We start from the raw sequence: 21,263 nt of genomic DNA, 5'->3' as shown, positions 1-21,263 counted from the left end.
GATTTTATATAAGGTCCTTGATTCCATGCGCACGGAATTTTTACCCGGGTATTTCTTTCATATATATAGTATCACAGGATCCATTCAGGAAACAGGACGGATACTTCCCATATAATAGGTCGATTTTCTCTTGTTGTGGGATAATCGGCAGAATGATATAATGATGAAAAGGGGGATGAACATGGCAGAACCAAAAGAAAATATATTGTATGAGATCATTCAGGTACCGGAGACTACAAAGGTGCGTTTCTTCACCTCCGTGGACCCGGGCAGCTATGTACCCAGCCATTGGCACAGGGCAGTGGAAATCATTTACATGCTGGAAGGTGAGCTGAAAGTCACGGTGGAGAGGACGAGCCACAGTCTTTTATCCGGCCAATGCATCCTCATCAACTCCAATGTCATACACTCCACCAAGTGTACCCATCCTAACAGGGCTATCGTATTGCAGATTCCCCTGGAATTCATGGAAACCTACATACCTGAGGTAAGCCAGCTCCTTTTCCTGTGGAATACCGATACCCAGGACCCGATCAAGAGAACAAAGCTTGACAGGATGAAGGACACCCTGACCCAGATGCAGATTGCCAACGATATACGGCCTGAAGGCTTTTTACTGCGTTTTAACAGCCTGCTCTTTGAATTATTGTTTCAGCTGTACCACAATTTCAGCGTACAGGTACTCAAGCCGAATGTAAATCAGAAAAATAAGGATTTAAGCCGTCTGGATCCGGTGCTGGCCTACACAGCCAGAAATTACAGCCGCCCTATCACCACCAGTGAAATTGCCCGGGTGGCATTCCTGCAGCCCGGATATTTTTGCCGTTTTTTCAAAAAATGCATGGGAGTTACCTTCCTGGAATACCAGAACGAACTGCGCCTGTCCTACATTTACCGTGACCTGATTACCACCCAGGACCCTGTCCATGATATTCTGGAACGCCATGGCTTCACCAATTATAAATTATTCCGCAAAATGTTTGGAGAGCATTTCAAAGATACGCCTTCCGGCATCAGAAAGAAAATGAAGAAGGACGGATAAGAGGCTCCGCCCGCGCCACGAAAAAAGGGAGCCTGATTTCCAGTGTCCCGGTGTATCCAATCATGATACACCGGGACCTGAACCATCCGGCTCCCCGTTCATACTATTCTCCCAAATTCTGGAATACAGCCTTAAGCGCAGGATACATCTGCCTGAACTTGGTGTACTGTTTTTCATACTTCTCCGTCAGGTCCGCATCCGGCTCAATGGTTTCTATAACCTTTACAATGCGGTCCGCAGCGGTCTTCACATCCGGGTATTCCCCGCAGCCCACAGCCGCCAGTATGGCGCCTCCCAGGGCAGGGCCTTCCTCGTTTTCAACCACATCCACCTTTACATTCATGATGTTGGCCACCATCTTCTTCCACAGGGGACTCTTTGCGCCTCCGCCGCAGATTTTAGTGCGGTCAATGCGGATGCCTAAGCTTCTGGCCACCTCCAGCGAATCCCTGAGTCCGTAAACCACGCCTTCCAGCACGGCCTGGGTCATCTCCTCCCTGCTGGTATCCATGGTCATGCCGATGAAACATGCCCTGGCCCTTGGGTCGTTGTGAGGAGAACGCTCTCCCATGAGATAGGGCAGATAGAACACATGGTTCTCTCCCAGCTTAACGATTCCCTCCTGCTCCCTGGAAAACTCCTTGGTCTTAAGGATTTCCTCCATCCACCACTTATTGCAGGAGGCAGCGCTGAGCATACATCCCATGAGATGGAAATGTCCGTCTGCATGGTCAAAGGAATGAAGGGCATTGTTGCAGTCCGCCTTAAAGCTTTCGCTGGAAATAAAGATGGTTCCGCTGGTCCCCAGGGAAATATTGCAGCATCCCTCGCCTACGGTTCCGGTGCCAACGGCGGCAGCCGCATTGTCCCCTGCGCCGGCAATGATTTTTACATCCTGTGTGAATCCCAGCTCCTTTGCCAGCTCCTCCTTCAGATTTCCCACTACCTCATAGCTCTCATACAAATCCGGGAGCTGTTTTCTGGTAATGCCGCACAGCTCCATCATTTCCTCAGACCAGCACTTATGGGCCACGTCCAGAAGCAGCATGCCGGAGGCATCGGAATAATCCGTACAGAAGCTGCCTGACAGCCTGTAAGCCAGATAATCCTTTGGAAGCATTATCCTGCATATGCGCGCGAAGTTCTCCGGTTCATTTCTCTTCATCCAGAGAATCTTAGGGGCCGTGAAGCCGGTGAAGGCAATGTTGGCCGTGTAAGCGGACAGCTTTTCCTTTCCAATGGTCTGGTTCAGGTAATCCGTCTCCTTCTCGGACCGTCCGTCATTCCAGAGGATGGCCGGGCGGATGACCTCATCCGCCTGATCCAGCGTCACCAGGCCGTGCATCTGGCCTCCGAAGCTGATGCCTGCCACCTGTGATTTGTCACACTCCGAGGTCAGCTCCTTCATGCCGTCCATGGAGGCTGTAAACCAGTCCTCCGGGTTCTGCTCCGACCATGCAGGATGTGGGAAATACAGGGGATACTCCCGTGAAACCACCTTGTGGATTCGTCCGCTTCCATCCATTAATAACAATTTTACCGCTGAGGTTCCCAGGTCCACTCCTATATAAAGCATATCTTTCCCTCCCTGCATTTTTATGCAAATGGATTCTCTGTCCTGTATCTTACGCTCTTTGGCTGGTTGTAGCCGATTTCCTCCACATCCACGCCAATGTACTTGAATACCTCAAACAATGCCTTGCCGTAATTTCCGAAGGCCACGGCGCCGTGATGAGGGAAGTTCTTCTCAATGAGTACGTGGCGGTAGAACCGTCCCATCTCCGGGATGGCGAACACGCCGATGGATCCGAAGGAACGTGTGGCAACCGGAAGTACCTCTCCCTGCGCAATATAAGCCCTCAGCTTGTTGTCTGCCGTGCTCTGGAGACGGTAGAAGGTAATGCTGCCTGGTTTAATGTCGCCTTCCAATGTTCCCTGGGTCACTTCGATTGGAAGGGCCCTGGCCATAATCATCTGATACTTCATCTCGCAGAAGGACAGCTTGCCGGATGCGGTGTTGCCGCAGTGGAAGCCCATAAATGTATCCTTAAGGGTGTAATCAAATTTCCCCTTGATATCAGCTTCATACATATCCTTTGGCACGGTGTTGTTGATGTCCAGAAGAGTAACCGTATCCTGGCTGATGACCGTACCGATGTACTCGCTGAGGGCTCCGTAGATATCAACCTCACAGGACACCGGAATCCCCTGGGATGTCAGGCGGCTGTTCACATAGCATGGCACGAAACCGAACTGTGTCTGGAATGCGGGCCAGCATTTTCCGGCAATGGCCACATATTTGCGGTAGCCCTTGTGCTCCTGTACCCAATCCTTTAAGGTCAGCTCATACTGAGCCAGCTTGGAGAGAATCTCCGGCTTCTTATTGCCTGCTCCCAGTTCTTCCTCCATCTCCTTCACAATGCCTGGAATCCTCTCATCCCCTGCATGCTTGTTGAATGCCTCGAACAAATCCAGCTCGGAATTTTCCTCAATCTCCACGCCCAGGTTGTAAAGCTGCTTGATAGGCGCGTTGCAGGCCAGGAAGTTGAGAGGTCTTGGTCCGAAGCTGATGATTTTCAACTGGCTTAACGCCGCCACTGCGCGGGCAATGGGTACAAACTCGTGAATCATGTCCGCACAATCCTCAGCATCCCCTACCGGATACTCCGGGATATATGCCTTGATGTTACGAAGCGCCAGGTTGTAGCTGGCATTGAGCATACCGCAGTATGCGTCGCCGCGGCCCTGGCACAGGTTATCCCCTGACTCCTCGGCTGCTGCCACGAACATCTTAGGTCCGTCAAAATGCTTTGCCAGAAGTGTCTCTGATATCTCAGGGCCAAAGTTGCCCAGGTATACGCACAGGGCGTTGCAGCCTGCCTTCTTTATGTCCTCCAATGCCTGAACCATATGTATCTCGCTCTCCACGATGCACACAGGACATTCATAAATTTCCGCCGCGTCATATTTGGCCTTGTAGGCTTCCACCAATGCTTTTCTTCTGTTGACAGAAAGAGACTCCGGGAAACAGTCCCTGCTCACTGCCACGATTCCGACTTTTACCTCTGGTGTATTGTTCATTGTAATTTCCTCCTCATACATGATTAAATTTATTTGTCTGCATCTGAGTTTTCATGTTCTGAATCAGACGCTCAGATTCTCTCCTTTAAGGCCGATAAACGCCCCCTCCGGAAGTCCGCCCTCGGCATGGCCTATGAGCCACTTGTTTCTGGCAAACAAAAGCCTGTCCTCAGGGTCCTTCACAGCCACTGGATCCATGTCCAGATTGGTGCCCTTTGGAAGAACGATGACACATCTGAATCCCTCATCCTTCACATGGCAGGGCGCATAGTGCAGGGTAGTCGCATATACCTCCACTGCTGTTCCGGCCGGAACCAGAAATGCCTCCATCCTGGATGTATCGTATGTATGGTCTTCCTCAATATCCTGCTCTTTTCCCAATATCAGTATCAGGTCGTCCACAGCAATGTCCACCTCTGAATCCCGGTGATATTCCACTGCATTCAGTTTCTTGTTGTGTCCGTTGCAGCATCCTATCTGAATTGGCATCTGGCCGTAGATCCCACGTTCCAGCTCCTTTGCCCCAGGCAGGGCCTCCATCTCAGGCAGCGAGGGAATATAAATAACATCCTCCGGCAGGGGCGTATGCTCCATTGCCTTTAAAAGACCGCTGAAGTCATAACCTGTGATGACCCTTCCATAGGCTTTAAACGCCGGATCCGTCACCTTCCTGACTGTCATCCCCATGTTCATACCTCCTTATATCGGGCCGTGCGTTTTTCCATCCGCACCGGCCTGTTTTCTCTGGTATCCATTATAATATAAACAGGCAAAAAAAACGTGCTGTTATTTTACGAACTAACAGCACTTTTTTGCGATCTTTATTCATCTGGCAATGACTTGCGGTTTATCTGTTTTTGATTCACCTGCTTCTGATTCATCTGCTTCCGGTACTGGCTGGGCAGACAGCCGTACCGCTTTTTAAAGGCCTTGGCAAATGCCCTTGCATCGGCAAACCCATGGTCCAGAGCAATGTCCCCCACATAACGGTCCGAATTCAGTAATTCCCGCATGGCATACTTTACCCTCAAATCCATCAGGTATGTGCGGTATCCGATCTGAGCATATTCCCTGAACATATGGGAGAGATAGGAGGGTGTAAATCCAAACCTGGACGCAACCATTTCCAGACTCAGTTCCTTGTCATAATTCTCCTTCATATATTGGGTTACCTGAGACAGCTTATCCAAATGACGTTTTTGCCGCACCTGGACCTTATCGATCTGCTCAATCCTGAATTCTGTAACAATCAGATAGAGGAACTCCATGAACTGGCTCTTTACCTTCAGGAGATAGCCGAATTCCCTTTGCTCATAAGTCCGGTACATGGCAGTGACCAGGGACACCAGCCTGGCCTTTTGATTCTCTCCCTTATCCGCAAAGGTGATGCAGGACTCATCACTCATATATCCCTCAAAGGATTTCATTGGAATCTGGAGGACAATGGTAATATTGGGGGCAGGGCATTCAATGGAATGGATTTCATTGGGATTCACAATGACAAAATCATTGGGCTTCAATGTGTACTGCCTGGAATTGATGAAGAAATCCAACGTTCCCTCCAACACAAGGAACAGTTCCACAGACTGGTGCCAATGCTTGCTGACCCGGTAATTTCCATCCCTTCCCTCGAATATGAACATCCGAAAGGGCAGATCATCATTGGGAATCACTGTCTCGTATCTGAAATCCATCCTGCACCTCCATTTCCAGCCTGCCATCTCCCTCATCTCCTCATCCGAGTCATTTTCCCCTGGTACGATAAGAGTGGTCAGCTCCACATGGCATTCGCGGCTGGACCGTGTGATAAAATGCTTTACAGTCTCAAGGTCACCGCCCAGCTTCCTGTAATAATTCTCTGTAAATCCTTTTAAATCAATGTTCATGGCGTCTGCCACAGGCAGGATTTCATCCAGCACCTGGTCAGATACGCTTCCGTTGGTGACGATTACATTTTTCATCCCTGCTTGTCTCACAAGGCGCCCTGTATCCCTGATATACTCCCAGCCCACCAGGGGCTCATTATAGGTATAGGCAACGCCAATATTCCCCTTTTTTCTAAGCTCTGCGGCCTTTTGGGCCAGCTCCTCAGGACTTACGGACACTGCGTGGGAATCTCCCTCCCCTGCCATGGATATCTCATGATTCTGGCAGAAGGGACATCTCAGATTGCACCCAAAGCTTCCCACCGACAATATGACAGAGCCGGGCAGGAACCGTCTTAACGGCTTTTTCTCTATAGGGTCCAGGGCCATGGACGTGATTTTCCCGTAGTTAACAGGAATCACCGCGCCGCCTGTATTCTTCCTGGCCCGGCACATGCCGGTCTGCCCTTCTTCCAGGCTGCACCGGTTCATGCATCCCCCGCACACAGCCCTCATGACTTTGCACCATGACGGATGACCTCAAAACGTTCCAGCTGCACATCCGTCTCATCCTCGCGTATCCCCGCCTTTTGCCTGGCGATGGACAATTGTTCCCCCACCGTGTCCACTCCCTCCAGATTGGGAAGCAGCAGTCCCCGCTTCCTGCCCTTGGTGACAATGACGCCGTAACGCAGTGGGTCCAGCTGGTCCTCACCCCGAATCTTCTCTGTCTCCCCCAGCACATCCACGCTGTATTCAAGTAAAGACAGCTCCTCCTTGCGGACTGACGGGAACCTGGGGTCATGGATGCCTGCACTCACTGCGTTCTGTATGATTTCCTCCGCAACATTCCTGCAAACCGGCGATATAGTCCCGATGCATCCCCGCAAAGCGCCGCCCTTGTGGATAGATACAAAAACTCCCGCCCTTGTTTGAAGCATTTCTTCCTGCAGACCTTCCTCCGCCCACATCCGGCACAATCAAAGGCGGATGTGGCACCATGATTCCTGCAACCACAGGTATAATACCGCTCCTTTCCGTCCGGTACGATCCACCGGCACGATACGCTTTTAACATGCTCTGATTTAAGTATAGCATCGGAAAGCCTATTTTAAAAGGGGAGAACCCACAAAGAAAGAGTCTGCTCTTCAACCATGTCAGCTATCCTTCCCCTCGCCGGTTTCTGCATTCCCGTTCCCAGCAAAAACCGGAAAAGCGGAACCGCCGTAGGGCATCACAATCACCCTTGCTGAATTGTCCCTTACAGACATAGCCAATAACCTGGAGCATGAACAACATCATTGACAGCTTCTCCTTAAAGGAAACAGGTAAGAAAAAAGAAAACACAAAAGAACCGGGACACAGCACACCTGCTGCAGGCCCGGTTCATGATGCATGTAGAAATCAAGGAAAGTGTATCTGCTGTCTGACTATGCTGCAAACGGAGCGATTTCCTCCATCAGCTGGTCACAGTCATCTGTGTGAAGAATCAGCTCTACAGTCTTGTACTTTGCCAGTGATAATACACCTACAATAGACTTTGCATCAACCATACGGCTGCCGCATTTCACATCTGCATCGTACTCAAAACGGTTCATGATTCTTACAAAATTAATAATCTGGTCTGCCTGGTCAAACTTAAGAAGGATACGTTTCATGTTGTTCACCTCCGTATGGTATTTTATTTAGTATCAATGCCAGATACTTGGGGATGGTACTTGCCGATAAGTCCGCATCTGACAATGCCCGCTAACGTTATCTTTTGTTTGTCTTCCGACATATTTATAATACCACATTCAGGTGATGGATTTCCATGGTAATATTTTTCTATCTCATGGAATATTTTCATATATTATCCTTATATCTTTTAAATCTGGTCCGGAAGTCCCAGGCCGATGACCTTACCTCCGATGCCTGCCCCGCTCCTTCACCACATCAGCCGCTGCCTTCTCAGCACCTTTTTTTCCAGTATATACCTAATGTCGTATTTTGTCCATTTACGTTGCAAATTTATGATTTCTTGATACAATAGTTGTATTGGTATTGATTATTGTATACAAATTACTGCCTTTAAGAAAAGGATGGATGATAATAGATGAAACTTCTGATTGTTGATGATGAGAAACTGACCCGGGAGGGAATCCGGGACAGCCTGAGCCTGAAGAGCCTTGGCATCAGCCGTGTGCTGCTGGAGGACGACGGCATACACGGCCTTAAGACCGCCCTTGAGGAACACCCGGATATTGTGCTCACGGACGTGCGGATGCCCAGGATGAACGGTGTCCAGATGGCGGAACGGATTTTAAAGGAGCTGCCCACAACCTCCATCATCTTTATGAGCGCTTATTCTGACAAGGAATACTTAAAAGCCGCCATCAAGCTGAAGGCGCTGGGATATGTGGAAAAACCCCTTGACATGGAGGAACTGGCCTCAGCCATAAAGGAGGCAGTGGATAGCAGCAGGAACGAGAAAATGAGCCAGGCAGCAGCAAGGCTTCAGGAAAAGGAACAGCTGGGCCATCTGAGCCTCCTGCTGTCCCAGCCAGGGGAGGAGAGCCTTGTCAGGGCAGGACAGCTCGCAGCCGACCTGGGCCTTTCCATCACCCATACCACCTGCTTCTGCTGCATTATCATTGACTGTGTCACTCCCTTATCCGCACTGCCGGAGGAACAGATGGACGGAATCAGGGATTATTTTGTGGACCATCTCACATCTATGGGCATATCCCAGGCCTATGTCCTAAGAGGTGACCACCGCATCATTGTTTTCCTCCACTCCCCGGAGCGTCCCTCGGACAGGACCCTGTACGACTGCGCCGGGCTCCTGGCCCAAAAGCTTATACAGGTATGCCCTTTTTTCATTTCCCTTGGCCCGGTTGTAAGCGGTATGGACCGCGCACATATATCTTACCAGGAAGCCAGTGAACATCTGAAGGAGGCATTTTTCCATGACTATGGATTCATACTGGCCCACAACATGGAAACGGCCGTATTCCGGCCGCCGGCAGACCTCCTTCTGGAATTTTCCATGGCCTTGTCCGAAAAGCAGGAGGAGGAAGCCATGGACATCGTCAGGCGGCTGTATGAATCCTTTGTGCCAAACGACTTGATTGGCCCCAGCCAGGTAAAGGATATCTATTATAAGTATTTCAGCAAGCTGGACGAACACGGCCTGGGAAGCTATATCTCCCTGTGGCAGAAGGAAGGACTGGAGTCTGAATCCATCTGGGAAGGGGTCATGAACTGCACCATACTGAGGGAGCTCAATGATCTGCTGGCGGCCAAGGTGCGCCTGTTCTTTGAGCGACTGCGGGGAAACAGCGTGGGAAATCCGGTGGTATTCCAGATTAAGGAATACATCCATAAGAACTATGCGGACCCATCCCTTTCCGTGCCGGATGTCAGTGAGTACGTCCGCCTTTCGTCCAGCTACGCATGTACAATTTTTAAAAATGAAACAGGCCAGACCTTAAACCAGTATCTGACGGATTACCGCATCAAGATGTCCAAGCAGTTCTTAAGCGACCCCAGATACAAGATTGCCGATATTTCCTCCAAGGTAGGATACAGCGACGGCAATTACTACAGCAAGACCTTTAAGAAAATCGTGGGCCTGTCCCCTTCTGAATACAGGGAGAAAATGCTTGCATGAAAAACCCGTTCTCAAAGCTGATTCACCATTATACATATGACATGCGTCTGAAGACAAAGCTTGTCATATCCCACATCATCCTGGTACTGCTGCCCACCGCCGTACTGTCAGGCTTTCTTTACCTGCGCATTTACGGCATTGTCATGGATGACAGCATCCGCTCGGAGCAGGCTCTGTCCGCCCAGACCGTGACCTCCATTGAGAACCTCATTTCCCATGTTGGACACGCCTCTGACACCATCACCGGCGCCATGATGATACAGGATCTGTTCCAGGTCCCCAGATCAGAGGCCAATACCCAGGATATCTCCACCTCCCGGATGAACAGCCTGTTCCACCTGGTGCAGAGCATTACGGACCATTCCATGATTACGGATGTGAAGATTTATTATGATGACAGCGTATATGGAGATCTGATGCAGTACAACAAGATCGGGAATGCCCTGTTTAACCCGGTATCCTCAATTAGCAGCAGCAGCTGGTACGGCATCTACAGCACTTCGGAGCAGGCACGCCTGCTGTGCCCGGAACTGTACCTGACACCGGACGAGACAGAGAAGAACGGAAAGCTGGCCTACATTACCCGAATCCCTTATACCCACGACGGCAGCACTGTGTCCGACATTGAAAACGCCTCCGCCTATGTGGCCCTGTATCTGTCCAGGCCGGCCTTTGACATGGTGCTGCGCAATGACGCCACTGTCACGGACGAGGCTGCCTTCCTGGTAAATGAGCGGGATGTGATCGTTTCCGCCTCAGATATGGACCTGGCCGGGAAATACTTCATCCCCCGCTCGGATCTGGAGCGGCGGGTGGGAAAGGAAAAGACGTTTTCCCTTGTTTCCTATCCGGGCGGCTCTGCCTATGTTGCCTATTTTCCCATCGCGGACACGGACTGGTACATGATGTCCATTATCCCTTCCCTCCATATCGGAGATGCAGGCAGGGCGCTGATGATGCATTTTGCCCTGATTTACCTGCTGTTCACTGCCCTGGCCCTGTACACGGCCTTCCGCCTGTCGGGCTCCATTGCGGACCGCATCATAGGCGTGGCCCTGCAGATGGAAACTGTGCGCACAGGCCTGCCCCAGCCCATGGATGTGGCTGACACGGGGTGCGACGAGATTGGCGTACTGTCCGATACCTACAACTACATGACAGAAGAAATCATCACCCTGATGGACAGCCAGAAAAAGGCTTCGGATGAGCTTCGGATGGCGGAATTCCGCGCCCTCCAGGCCCAGATTAATCCGCATTTTCTCTATAATACACTGGATATGATTAACTGGCTGTCCCAGACCGGCCAGAGCGAAAAAGTAACGGAGGCGGTCCAGAGCCTGTCCCGTTTTTATAAGCTGACTCTGAGCCGCAGGGAGCTGATGAACTCCATTGAGAAGGAGCTGGAGCATGTAAGCCTCTATGTGCGTCTCCAGAACATGCGTTATGACAATTGCGTGGTCTTTGTGGTGGATGTGCCGGAAGAACTCTGTGAGTACACTATCCCCAAGCTAACCTTCCAGCCCATTGTGGAAAATGCCTTCCTTCACGGAATCATGATGAAGGAAGAAAAAAAAGGCAGCATCCTGCTCACCGGCTGGCCAGAGGGGGATGATATTATATTCATCATCTCTGACGATGGGGCAGGCATACCGCCTGAAACACTTGATACTTTAAAGGATGATGTGAATGCCGGTACCGACTCCTCCAGCCCCAGGCACACTGCCTTTTCCGGCCATATCGGCATCTACAATACCAACTTAAGGCTGAAGAGCCTGTACGGTGAATCCTACGGCCTCTCCTTCACCAGCACCCTGGGCAAGGGCACGGAAGTTACTGTTCGGATCCCTGCCAGACATATCACGTATGACTGATTCCTTTCACATCCCAGCAATACGATTCATAGGCCGCCGTCAGGTTCATGGAGGCGGTCTCTTTTTCTGCCTTTTTCTCCAGATAGGATGCCTGGCCCTCCAGGTATTCCGTGCCTGTCAGCAGTCCGGCCTGCTGCTTTCTCTGGAGTCCTTCGTAGGTCAGCTGGGCGCTCTGAAAGGCAGTGAGGGCCGCCTCATAAGCTGTTTTCCTGGCCTGGAGGTTCTGGTAGGAAGCCAAAAACGCTGCCTCCTTTGTCCCCTCCGCCTCATCCACCAGCCTGAATCTGATATTGATTTCAGTGGTACTGCCGGCTGAGGTGTGGCGGGCATTCTGCACACTCTTGTCATTTCCCATGGCCTTGTTCTTATCGCTCTCATAATCCACGGCTTCAATGGCAGCCATATCCGGCTCCGGTACGGTTCCTATCACCACCCGGCTGCTGTCCTCAATCCCCAGCATGGTAAGGAGCTGACGGCGCAGCTGCCTGGCCTGGAGCTTTAGGGACTCCAGCGAAATTTCGGCAGCGTCCAGGCCTCTTTGTGCTTCCTTCAGCCGGGCCTGGGTGGCGGAACCGGCTGCCTGCTTTCTCGCCATGGCCTCAAGGGCTGCCTGCAGGGATTCAACCCGCTTTTCCTGGTATTCCACGTTCTTCACCATCTGGTTGTAGGAATTCATCAGAGTCTGGGCTGTCATGGTAAAGGTGTCCACGGACTTTTCCAGGCTGCGGGTGCTCTTTTCACTGGTCATGGTATCCAGCTGGCTGTATATACGGCTGGCCGAGGTTTTTAACATGGCTGCATTGGAGGAATAGATTCCGGCTGTCTGGCTGTCCTCATCTTCCATGTCCTGCGCCTTATCCTCCATGTTGTCCTGCTCCCGCTTAAGGGTATCCCATATTTCCTGGTAGGCATTTACATTGTCCTCGTAGTCCTCTATGCTCTCTTTTAAAGACAGGTTTCCCTGTTTCAGCAGTTCCCTCAGATTGCCGTATTCAATGATTATGGTACCCGCTGTGTTCCCTGCGGTTTCCCGGGATGTGTTGGTGGCTGCGGCCTGGGATGTGTCCAGAGCTGCAGCCTGGGATGTGTCCTGGGATGCATAGGTAGTCCGGCCGCCGGCTCCTGACAGGCACAGTACCATTGCCAGAAGGACCATTTTAGCCTTTTTTGTGTTTCCCTTCTTCCTGCCTCTCTCCTTTATATTACTGCGGTTTCTCATTTCTGTCTCACCTCTGTTCCATCCTGCCTTTTTCCTGCACTTTAAATATTTCTGCTCTATCTCCAAATTTCTCCCATCCTATGACACGGACGCCAGTCCGTCCACCGACCACCGGTATTCCAGCTGTGCCTTGAGAAGGGCCAGCTTCTGTGTACGCACATTGACCTGGGCTGCTGCGAAGGAGGTCTGCTGCGTTACATAATCGTTCCTTGTCATGGTTCCGGCTGCCATTTTCCGCTCTGCCGTCTCCATGGCTGCCGCCTCAATTTCATACGTATTAAGGGCCTGCTCGTAGTCGGATTTAGATATCATCATGCTCTCGTAGGCATTCTTTATGCTGGAGGCAGCTGTCTCCTTCTGGCTCTTTAAGCTCTGTTCCAGACTTGACTTATTGGTGCCGCTTTTTGCATTGGCTATTTTCTTTTCAAGTATTTTAAGGCTGTAATTATTTTCCACTCCCCTGGATACATCCTCATCCAGATTAATGGCTGCCATTCCCTCCAGGTCCGGCTCCGGCACATCACCTATATCCACCTGCGCCCCATAGGTCCATCCCAGCATAAGGCAGAGATTTTCTTTTGCCCGCCCCAGACTGCTCCGGGCCGACAGCAGGGATGCATCCGCCGATGTGACGGCCTCCTGAGCCGCCAGCACCTGTGCCTGGGTAGACATACCGGCGCTCAGTCGGGTAAGCGTCTGATCATAGGACAACCGGGCCTTTATCTTATTCTGCTCCAGACTCTCCAGGCTGTATGTCTGGCTCCAGTAGCTTATCATCAGTTCCTGGGCCTCCTTCACCAGACCTGCCTCTGTCTTGTCATATTCCAGCTTCTTAATGTCCCCGTCCTCCACATTGTCGTCCCCCTGCTTCCGCAGGTTATCCGCCTGAATCTGGCTGGTCAAATAGGAGGACAGGCGGCTGGCATAATCTGAATCCGACGAATCAGGATATTCCAGGCTTCCGTATATATCATCGGCAGCATCATAGTAATCATCCGCAATATCGTCCGCGTCCTTCCCCCGGAAATCCTCATACTCCAGCTGGTTCTGAATCACTGTGTTATTGTATACATGAATCAGGTCCGCTATCTCCGTAAAATCCAGCTGATTATCCCTGAGGGAAGCCCACTGCTTAGCGGTATAGGCAAACTCCGGGGTGCCTGCCAATGCCGGCACCGGCATGGCGCCAAGGCACAGTACCGCGGCCAGGCATCCGGCCCCTATCTTTCCATATCTCATATGATTGACACCTCTTTCTTAAATATCCAGTACAACCCGTTTCTTATCGCCGTTCATAAGCGCATAGTAGATTGGCAGTATGAACAGGGCCACCGCCACGCCCACGCTGAGTCCGCCGATGTTCACAATGGCCAGACCCTGGGTGGTGGAACCGCTGTCCCCTATGGCCAGGGCCATGGGAATCATGGAAAGGATGGTGGTAAGGCTGGTCATCATAATGGGCCTTAAACGTGTGGCGCCGGCCTCAATCAGGGCTGTCTTTAAATCCATGGTCATGCGGTATTGGTTCACTGTATCCACATAGAGGATACCATTGTTAACAACAGTACCGACCAGAATCAGGAATCCCAGTATGGACGTCATGCTGATGCTGACTCCCGTAATCTGCAAAAGCCCGAAGGAGCCTATGAGGCTGAATGGTATGGTAGTCATTACCATGAAGGAAAACTTCGGTGACTCAAACTGCGCTGACAGTACCACGAATACCAGGAATACAGCGACGGCAATCGCCTGGTACAAGGCCGCAAATTCCTCCTGCATCATACGGTTCATGGAGTTGACGCCTTTCTTGATGGTGCCGCTTAAGTTGGGGCTTATGACCTCGCTGTCTATGGCGGACCGGACATTTCCCCCGGTGTAATCTGCCGTAATGGTTATCTCATACGCCTTATCCGTCTTGGAAATGGAAGCCGGGCTGTCCTTATAATAGATTTCCGCCACATCCGTCAGGGCCACATAGCCTCCGGAAGGCTTGGAGAGTATAATATCCTTCATCTGGCTGACGGTACGGTACTCATCCTCCGGGTATTCAGCCATCACGCTGACCTCCCTGCCATCCACGTCCAGGGTAGTCACCTCTTCGCCGTCCATCATCTGTTTTACCTGGGAACCAATCCGGGATGCCGTAAGCCCCTCCGCTGCCGCCAGCACCGGATCCACCTTCACAGTCACCACGGGAGCTGTATTTTCTATGCTGGAATGAACGTTCATCACATCGTCCCTGGCCGTCATCTCAGCAACAATCTTGTTGGTGACTTCCTGAAGCTCGTCGTAATCCGTACCGTTGAGGATGACTTCATATCCCCTGTTCCTGCTCATGAAGCTCATGGACGAGGACGCCTCCACTGACACCGTACAGTTATCCAGGTCCGCCATCTCTGTCTCCCACTGCTCCACTATCTCATCGGTGCTCATATTCCTGTCATCCCTCAGATAGGCTGTTATGGTACCGCTGTCATTGTTATAGCGCAGCATGTAAGATTCCACATCCGGATGTCCTTTGACAATCTCCTCTGCCTGGAGCAGCATGGCGTCGGCATTTTCAGACAGCAGTCCCGGCCTTGTTTCTATGGAAACTCTGACCGTTCCCGTATCGTCTGCGGTCATAAGCTCGGTCTCCATCCCGCTGGCCAGAAAATAGGTTGCAATCACGATGATCACAGATGCAATCATGATGATGGCCTTGTGGTTTAAAAGTCCGGGCATGATGCGGCGGTATCCGTTCTGTATCCGCTCCATGGGCCGCGACATGGGCGCCTGCATCCTCTCCTGCGGCTTATACGCCATATAGGTAAGGGGAACAATGGTAATGGCTGACAGGAAGGAGGCGCACATACAGAATACGATAACGTATCCCATGGAGCCGAACATCTGTCCCGACATACCCTGCAGGAATACCAGCGGCAGGAATACCACACAGGTGGTCACAGTAGATCCCAGGATGGACTGGAGCACAATGTTGGTACCTGACAGGGAAGCCCTGGCATATCCCAGAAGGCCCTTGTCCTCCTCTGTCTCTATGGCCCTGAAACAGCTCTCCAGCACCACGATGGAGTTATCCACCATCATGCCTACGCCCAGCACCAGACCGCTCATGGTAATGATGTTCAGGGAGAAACCGGCGCTGGTCATCAGAATCAGGGACACCAGGATAGAGGTAGGTATGGAGCTTCCTACAATCAGGGACGCCTTATAGTCTCCAAAAAAAATGAATATGATAATCATGGAAATCACGGCTGCCAGCACCAGGGTAAGGGCCACGTCCTTAAGGGAGCTGATAATACTGTCCGCGCTGTCCCTGACAATCCTGATATTCAGGTTCTCATCGTCAGCCTCCAGGCTCTCAATGACGTCCTGAACCTCGGATGACACATCCATGGCAGTGCTGCTCTGCTGCTTGGTGATGGAAATGGATATAGTATCCTCGCCGTTGTAGCGCGAAATACCTCCCCGGCTCTCTTCTGCCTCATATACCCTGGCGATGTCCTCCAGATATACAATCTTTCCGCTGGAGGTGGTGATGGGGACTTCCTTCAGAGCTTCTATGGTCTCATGCTCCAGGGACGTTGACACAGATAGCTCCAGTTTTCCGGATACAGCATCGCCGGATGGGTAGGAAAGATTGGCCGTGCTCATAGCCGCGGACACGTCGCTCATGGTCACCTGATACTGGGCCATCTCGTCGGATTGAAGCTCGATTTTATAGTATTCCGACTTTCCGCCCATGGCCTCCACCTCTGCCACGGAAGAAATCTGTTCCAGCAGGGGCACCACGGTCTGGTCCACATAATCATACAAATCCTCCTGGGAGGGGTTTGATATGGAAAGCATCATGGTGGTTCCCGCATTGTTATTCATCTCCATGACAGAGGTTTCCGCATCGTCAGGGAGCTGGCGGCTCAGTGCATCCAGACTCTGGGATAAATCATTATATGCGTCGTCCATATCGGTGCCGTAATCATATTCCAGCATAATCATGGCCCTGTTTTCGCTGGAAGTGGAGCTCATGCTTTTCACGCCCTCTATGGTTCCCACCTGGTCTTCTATGGGCTGGGTCACAAGTTCATCTATGTCCTCAGGACCAGCCCCGGAATAAGACGCTATGATAATCAGCATTGGCTGATCCGTGTCCGGCATCTGTTCCAGCGTGGCATTGAATACGGAAGAAATACCGAATACCAAAAGGCAAAGCAATGCCATAACCGTCGCCACCGGACGTTTTAATACAAACCTTGTCAATCCCATGGGTTATGCCTCCTGTTCCGCCTGTGATTTTGCATTTTTGCTGTCTTCCCCGCCGGATGCTGCTGTTTCTTTGGACTGGGTTTCTTCTCCGAACTGTACCTCATCCCTTAACCGGATTTTCGCCCCCTCATACAGATTGGAGCTCCATGTGCTCACCACCATGTCATCGGCTGACAGGCCGGAAAGAATCTGGGCATGTTCCTCATCCTCCAGTCCTACTTCCACCTGGGCCATGGCCGCGGTGCCGTCCTGGTACAAATAAACATAGGCATTGCCGCCGCTGTAATAGATTGCATCAATGGGAACCACCATTGTATCCAATGCCCGTTCCGTCACAAGGTTTAATTTCACCGTGCTTCCGGTGGCAATCTCCTGTGTGTTTTCTATCTGGGCCTTTACCTTGAACAGTCCTGTATCCGTGTCAACCATGGAGTTGATTTCGCTGATATATGCCTTGTATGTGGTTCCGTTCTTCTGGATTTCCAGCTCATCGCCCACATTGGCATTCCGCATCATGCGCTGGGTCACATAGAAGGAGACTATGTTCTCACCCTCGCCGGCAATCACGCACAAATCCTGGGACTGGGTCACTCTGTCATACACCTCCACGTCAAAGCTTTCAATCTTTCCATTAATAGGGGCGGTGATGGAGCTGTACTGCACCTGTCTTTCGTAAGCCATTTTAGCGGACTCATACTGGAGCTGCGCGGATTTCACCGCATTGACATACTGCTCGTATTCCTGCTCGGACAAATCGCCGCCGCTGTAGAGAATCTGCATTCTTCTAAGGTTGCTCTGGGCCTCTGAAAGGGATACGGATGCAGAATCCATGGAGTTCTTTGCCGTCTCCACCTGCTCTGTATCAATCTCAAACAGGACCTGTCCCTGTGTCACCATGTCCCCTGCCTTCACATATACCGCCGTGACGTCGCCTGCTGCCTTTGCATAGATATGAACCACATCGGAAGGCTCCACTGTACCGGTAAGCCCTGTGGTAAGGATGATATCGCCGATTGACGGCTGTTCTGCCTTCACCACCGTGACAGAAGCCTCCTGTCCCACAGGCATGCCGCCCTTTGATTTTTTTCCGCCCTTCGTTATAATCATAGCCACGGCCAGTATGACGATAATTCCAGCTGCAATGCCAATCTTTATTTTCCCGCTCTTGCTCATATCCAATCTCCTTTGCTGGTTTACTCAACTGATTCCTAATATTAAAGGTTGAAGATTAATTCAATATTAACAAAACCGGCCTGAAAGTCATTTATTTCGCGTTATTCTGTGAATTTTTTGTGTCTTTACTGTGTGTCGGATACAATTACATAAAATGACCGAAAACAGCACGGAATCAGGCGGGCCCGATCACATCCGGTACCCGCCTGTCTTTTAGTTCTGATTAAATTGATTCACTGATTTAATGATTGCTGCTCCACTCGGTTACCGTACCACCGATGTTTACTGAGAGACTAGTTCTTCCCCCATACACATACCCGCGTTCTAACCGGTATACATTGTTTCCGCTATGATGATAGCCTATACCCAGTAAAAAGGCATTGACTGCTGCGCCTGGAACAGCATTGTCATAAGAATAAAAAAATGTCACCCGGCCTGCAAATGTACGGTGATAGACCATAAACCCGTTATGTCTATAGCTGGTGGTTGTACCGCTGCCGGCCTGAATATTGTTGATAACAGCAGCCGCATTCACACCTCCCGGATATTGATAGCCATTAAGTATAGCTAAATCTGCCGCAGATAAAGCTGGCATGTCATTCACCTCCTCTCATTTTTGATACTAAAACTATACTATAAACAGGCATTTACGGTATAAATATGGCATAAACCATAAGAATCCTGTCATGGTTGGCTGTGCCTTCTTTTATATTGATGGTGTATAATATTTGTATCCAATAACAAAGCCCTTAATTGAAAAATAAATATTCTGTGGTTTCCTGATGATTCGTTTATGTTTACTTTATAAAAAGGTGTTATATATTATAATGAAATGTAGTAGAGGGAGGTAAAGGAACATGTTTCAGATACTGATTGCGGAAGATGACATGAATACCAGAAGGCTGATGGAAGCTGTGCTGAAGGAACACGGCTACCATCCCATCCTGGCATGCGACGGCCTGGAGGCCTTGAAATTATTAGATACCCACCATGTGGACCTAGTAATCCTGGACATCATGATGCCCGGCATGGACGGCTACGAGCTCACCAGGCAGCTGAGGGCAACGGATTACACTCTGCCCATCCTCATGGTCACTGCCAAGCAGCTGCCTGAGGACAAACGGAAGGGATTCATCGTGGGAACAGATGATTATATGACAAAGCCCGTGGATGAGGAGGAAATGATTTTGCGCATCCGGGCATTGCTGCGCAGGGCTCAGATTGTGAATGAACGGCGCATTACCATCGGAGATGTGTGCCTGGACTACGATTCCCTGACTGTAAGCCGCGGGGATGAGAGCCAGGCGCTGCCCCGCAAGGAATTCTATCTTCTCTACAAGCTCCTGTCCTATCCCGGCAAGATATTCACCCGCATCCAGCTCATGGACGAGATATGGGGCATGGAATCCCAGTCGGACGACAATACCATCAATGTACACATTAACCGGCTGCGGAAGCGTTTTGAGGACTACCCTGAGTTTACCATCGAAACCATACGCGGCCTGGGCTACAAGGCGGTGAAAAATCTATGAGACACAGGGCAAACCATAAACCACTGGGAACCATGACCCTCATCCTGACCGCAGGCATTTTCTTAATCATGCTCACGGTCATGACCCTGCAGGGATTTTTGATGTACCTGTACTGGAGGATTTTCTACCAGGCCAATATCCCCATTCCCCAGTTCTGGCGCCCCATCCCCCTGCTGGCAGTGCTCAGCGCCGTGGTGGGCGCCGGGCTCACCCTGCTCCTGAGCCGCATCCCCCTTAAACCTATCCGCGACCTGATTGAGGCCATCAACCAGCTGGCGGACGGCAACTTCAAGGTGCGCATTCATCTGGATCTGAACCGGGAATTTGAACGTCTCTCCGAAAGCTTTAACCGCATGGCCCAGGAACTGGAGAACACGGAGCTGCTGCGCTCTGACTTCATCAATAATTTCTCCCACGAATTCAAGACTCCCATCGTATCCCTGAGGGGCTTTGCCAAGATACTGAAAAATGACGGCCTCACAAAGGAGGAGCGGGACGAATATCTGGATATCATCATAAGTGAATCCAACCGCCTGGCCCAGCTCTCCACCAATGTGCTGAACCTGTCCAAGATAGAAAAAATGAGCATCCTGTCCGATATGGAATCCTTTGACCTGTCGGAAGAAGTACGCCAGTCCATCCTGCTGCTGGAATCAAAATGGCAGAAAAAGGAACTGGAACTGATTATTGATATGGATGAACTGGAATACCACGGAAACAAGGCGCTTCTGAACCAGGTATGGATTAACCTGATTGACAACGCCATTAAATTTTCTCCTCAAAACGGAAAAATAAAGCTGAAACTGCACAGGAAGGAAGACCATGTTGTTTTCCAGATTCTGGATAATGGATGCGGCATGGATGAAGAGACAAAAGACCATATATTTGACCGGTTCTACCAGGGGGACAGCTCCCATACCACAGAAGGAAACGGCATCGGCCTGACTGTGGTGGAAAAAATCATCCACCTCCATAAAGGTAAAATCCGGGTCATCAGCGAGACTGGTATCGGCACCACCTTTACGGTGAACCTTCCCATTGTCCCGGCTCCTTCCAGCCAGTAAATTTCCCTTGGGGTACATTTCCCCTGGGGTACATTTCCCTTGGCTAAATTTCCCCTGGGTATAATTCCCCTTTCATTGTCACTTTTCAGCTGTCATCTTTTCGCTGTCATATATCTTTTCACTGTCACATATCTTTTCTCCGTCATGCACCTTATCTCCGCCACACATCATCCGGCCGCCGGAATTCATATCCCCTCCCGCTCAAACATCTCCTTCAGCCTTAGGGCGTCCTCCAGCGTATTCTTCCAGCCATCCCGTTTCATGTCCACACGTCCTTCCGCCGATACCAGGACCTCTTCCTCTTCCAGAAGCATTCTCTGCAGATCCGGGTGTTCGAAGGACGCTTCCCCGGTCAGATATCCCTGGCTGTTGCCGCGTCTCAAGGCGCTGGCTTTCGCTTTGTTCCACCCCTTTATAACCACACAGCTGCTTTATAATATCTCGCAGGTCTTCTTTGTATTGATTCTTTTGAGAAACTCCGGCATGCTCAACAGGCTAAAG

General features: G+C 50.8%; 15 protein-coding genes and 4 pseudogenes. 5 read left to right on the top strand and 14 right to left on the bottom strand.

Going from position 1 to position 21,263, the window contains the following annotated elements:
* The first annotated feature begins 181 nt into the window (after positions 1-181).
* Positions 182-1,042 (top strand): AraC family transcriptional regulator, encoded by an 861-nt coding sequence (locus G614_RS0101745; RefSeq protein ID WP_044917319.1) that lies wholly within the window; start codon positions 182-184, stop codon positions 1,040-1,042.
* Positions 1,043-1,145: 103 nt separating this feature from the next.
* Here G614_RS0101745 and xylB read toward each other — a convergent pair whose 3' ends face one another.
* From xylB to G614_RS0101705, 7 genes and pseudogenes are all read right to left on the bottom strand, one after another.
* Positions 1,146-2,618, bottom strand: a complete 1,473-nt coding sequence (xylB, locus tag G614_RS0101740; RefSeq protein ID WP_027640537.1) for a xylulokinase — start codon at positions 2,616-2,618, stop codon at positions 1,146-1,148.
* A 20-nt stretch (positions 2,619-2,638) separates the two neighbouring features.
* Complete coding sequence (locus G614_RS0101735; protein ID WP_027640536.1) at positions 2,639-4,123, bottom strand: L-fucose/L-arabinose isomerase family protein; 1,485 nt, start codon at positions 4,121-4,123, stop codon at positions 2,639-2,641.
* A 63-nt stretch (positions 4,124-4,186) separates the two neighbouring features.
* Positions 4,187-4,810, bottom strand: coding sequence for a DUF4867 family protein (locus G614_RS0101730; protein ID WP_027640535.1), 624 nt, complete (start codon positions 4,808-4,810; stop codon positions 4,187-4,189).
* 134 nt (positions 4,811-4,944) lie between these two features.
* Positions 4,945-5,817, bottom strand: a complete 873-nt coding sequence (locus G614_RS34160) for an AraC family transcriptional regulator (RefSeq protein WP_027640593.1) — start codon at positions 5,815-5,817, stop codon at positions 4,945-4,947.
* A gap of 15 nt (positions 5,818-5,832) precedes the next feature.
* Positions 5,833-6,504 (bottom strand): annotated as a pseudogene (locus tag G614_RS34155) (radical SAM protein); the annotation flags it as partial.
* Positions 6,501-6,953: pseudogene (gene amrA, locus G614_RS0101715) on the bottom strand (AmmeMemoRadiSam system protein A); the annotation flags it as partial. The pseudogenes amrA and G614_RS34155, both read right to left, overlap by 4 nt.
* A 465-nt stretch (positions 6,954-7,418) precedes the next feature.
* Positions 7,419-7,646 (bottom strand): HPr family phosphocarrier protein, encoded by a 228-nt coding sequence (locus tag G614_RS0101705; protein ID WP_027640533.1) that lies wholly within the window; start codon positions 7,644-7,646, stop codon positions 7,419-7,421.
* A gap of 437 nt (positions 7,647-8,083) precedes the next feature.
* Here G614_RS0101705 and G614_RS0101700 point away from each other — a divergent pair, with 437 nt between their 5' ends.
* Together G614_RS0101700 and G614_RS0101695 are read left to right on the top strand one after the other, a co-directional pair.
* Positions 8,084-9,640, top strand: a complete 1,557-nt coding sequence (locus G614_RS0101700) for a response regulator (protein WP_027640532.1) — start codon at positions 8,084-8,086, stop codon at positions 9,638-9,640.
* Positions 9,637-11,511: a sensor histidine kinase gene (locus tag G614_RS0101695; RefSeq protein WP_027640531.1), complete on the top strand. Its 1,875-nt coding sequence runs from the start codon at positions 9,637-9,639 to the stop codon at positions 11,509-11,511. The genes G614_RS0101700 and G614_RS0101695 overlap by 4 nt, the downstream gene beginning before the upstream one ends.
* Here the strand turns inward: G614_RS0101695 and G614_RS0101690 are convergent.
* The 5 genes from G614_RS0101690 to G614_RS0101670 form a co-directional block, all read right to left on the bottom strand.
* Positions 11,498-12,730 (bottom strand): TolC family protein, encoded by a 1,233-nt coding sequence (locus G614_RS0101690; RefSeq protein WP_027640530.1) that lies wholly within the window; start codon positions 12,728-12,730, stop codon positions 11,498-11,500. The two genes, G614_RS0101695 and G614_RS0101690, sit on opposite strands and share 14 nt — an antisense overlap.
* A 78-nt stretch (positions 12,731-12,808) precedes the next feature.
* Complete coding sequence (locus tag G614_RS0101685) at positions 12,809-13,969, bottom strand: TolC family protein (protein ID WP_027640529.1); 1,161 nt, start codon at positions 13,967-13,969, stop codon at positions 12,809-12,811.
* Positions 13,970-13,987: 18 nt separating this feature from the next.
* Positions 13,988-16,993, bottom strand: coding sequence for an efflux RND transporter permease subunit (locus G614_RS0101680; RefSeq protein ID WP_027640528.1), 3,006 nt, complete (start codon positions 16,991-16,993; stop codon positions 13,988-13,990).
* Between the two features lie 3 nt (positions 16,994-16,996).
* Positions 16,997-18,166, bottom strand: a complete 1,170-nt coding sequence (locus G614_RS0101675; protein ID WP_027640527.1) for an efflux RND transporter periplasmic adaptor subunit — start codon at positions 18,164-18,166, stop codon at positions 16,997-16,999.
* A gap of 241 nt (positions 18,167-18,407) precedes the next feature.
* Positions 18,408-18,761, bottom strand: coding sequence for a hypothetical protein (locus G614_RS0101670; RefSeq protein ID WP_002584258.1), 354 nt, complete (start codon positions 18,759-18,761; stop codon positions 18,408-18,410).
* A 262-nt stretch (positions 18,762-19,023) separates the two neighbouring features.
* Here G614_RS0101670 and G614_RS0101665 point away from each other — a divergent pair, with 262 nt between their 5' ends.
* Together G614_RS0101665 and G614_RS0101660 are read left to right on the top strand one after the other, a co-directional pair.
* Positions 19,024-19,698 (top strand): response regulator transcription factor, encoded by a 675-nt coding sequence (locus tag G614_RS0101665; RefSeq protein WP_027640526.1) that lies wholly within the window; start codon positions 19,024-19,026, stop codon positions 19,696-19,698.
* The gene (locus G614_RS0101660; RefSeq protein ID WP_027640525.1) at positions 19,695-20,762 is read left to right on the top strand and encodes a HAMP domain-containing sensor histidine kinase; all 1,068 of its coding nucleotides are present in this window, start codon (positions 19,695-19,697) and stop codon (positions 20,760-20,762) included. The genes G614_RS0101665 and G614_RS0101660 overlap by 4 nt, the downstream gene beginning before the upstream one ends.
* A 185-nt stretch (positions 20,763-20,947) precedes the next feature.
* Here the strand turns inward: G614_RS0101660 and G614_RS26550 are convergent.
* Together G614_RS26550 and G614_RS34905 are read right to left on the bottom strand one after the other, a co-directional pair.
* Positions 20,948-21,133 (bottom strand): annotated as a pseudogene (locus tag G614_RS26550) (cysteine methyltransferase); the annotation flags it as partial.
* A 31-nt stretch (positions 21,134-21,164) separates the two neighbouring features.
* Positions 21,165-21,227: pseudogene (locus G614_RS34905) on the bottom strand (IS200/IS605 family transposase); the annotation flags it as partial.
* Positions 21,228-21,263: the final 36 nt, after the last annotated feature.

Origin of the sequence: [Clostridium] clostridioforme AGR2157, assembly GCF_000424325.1 — a bacterium.
Lineage (GTDB): Bacteria > Bacillota > Clostridia > Lachnospirales > Lachnospiraceae > Enterocloster > Enterocloster clostridioformis_A.
Note: the sequence above shows the minus strand (reverse complement) of the source record. Positions and strands in the feature narration are given on the sequence as shown.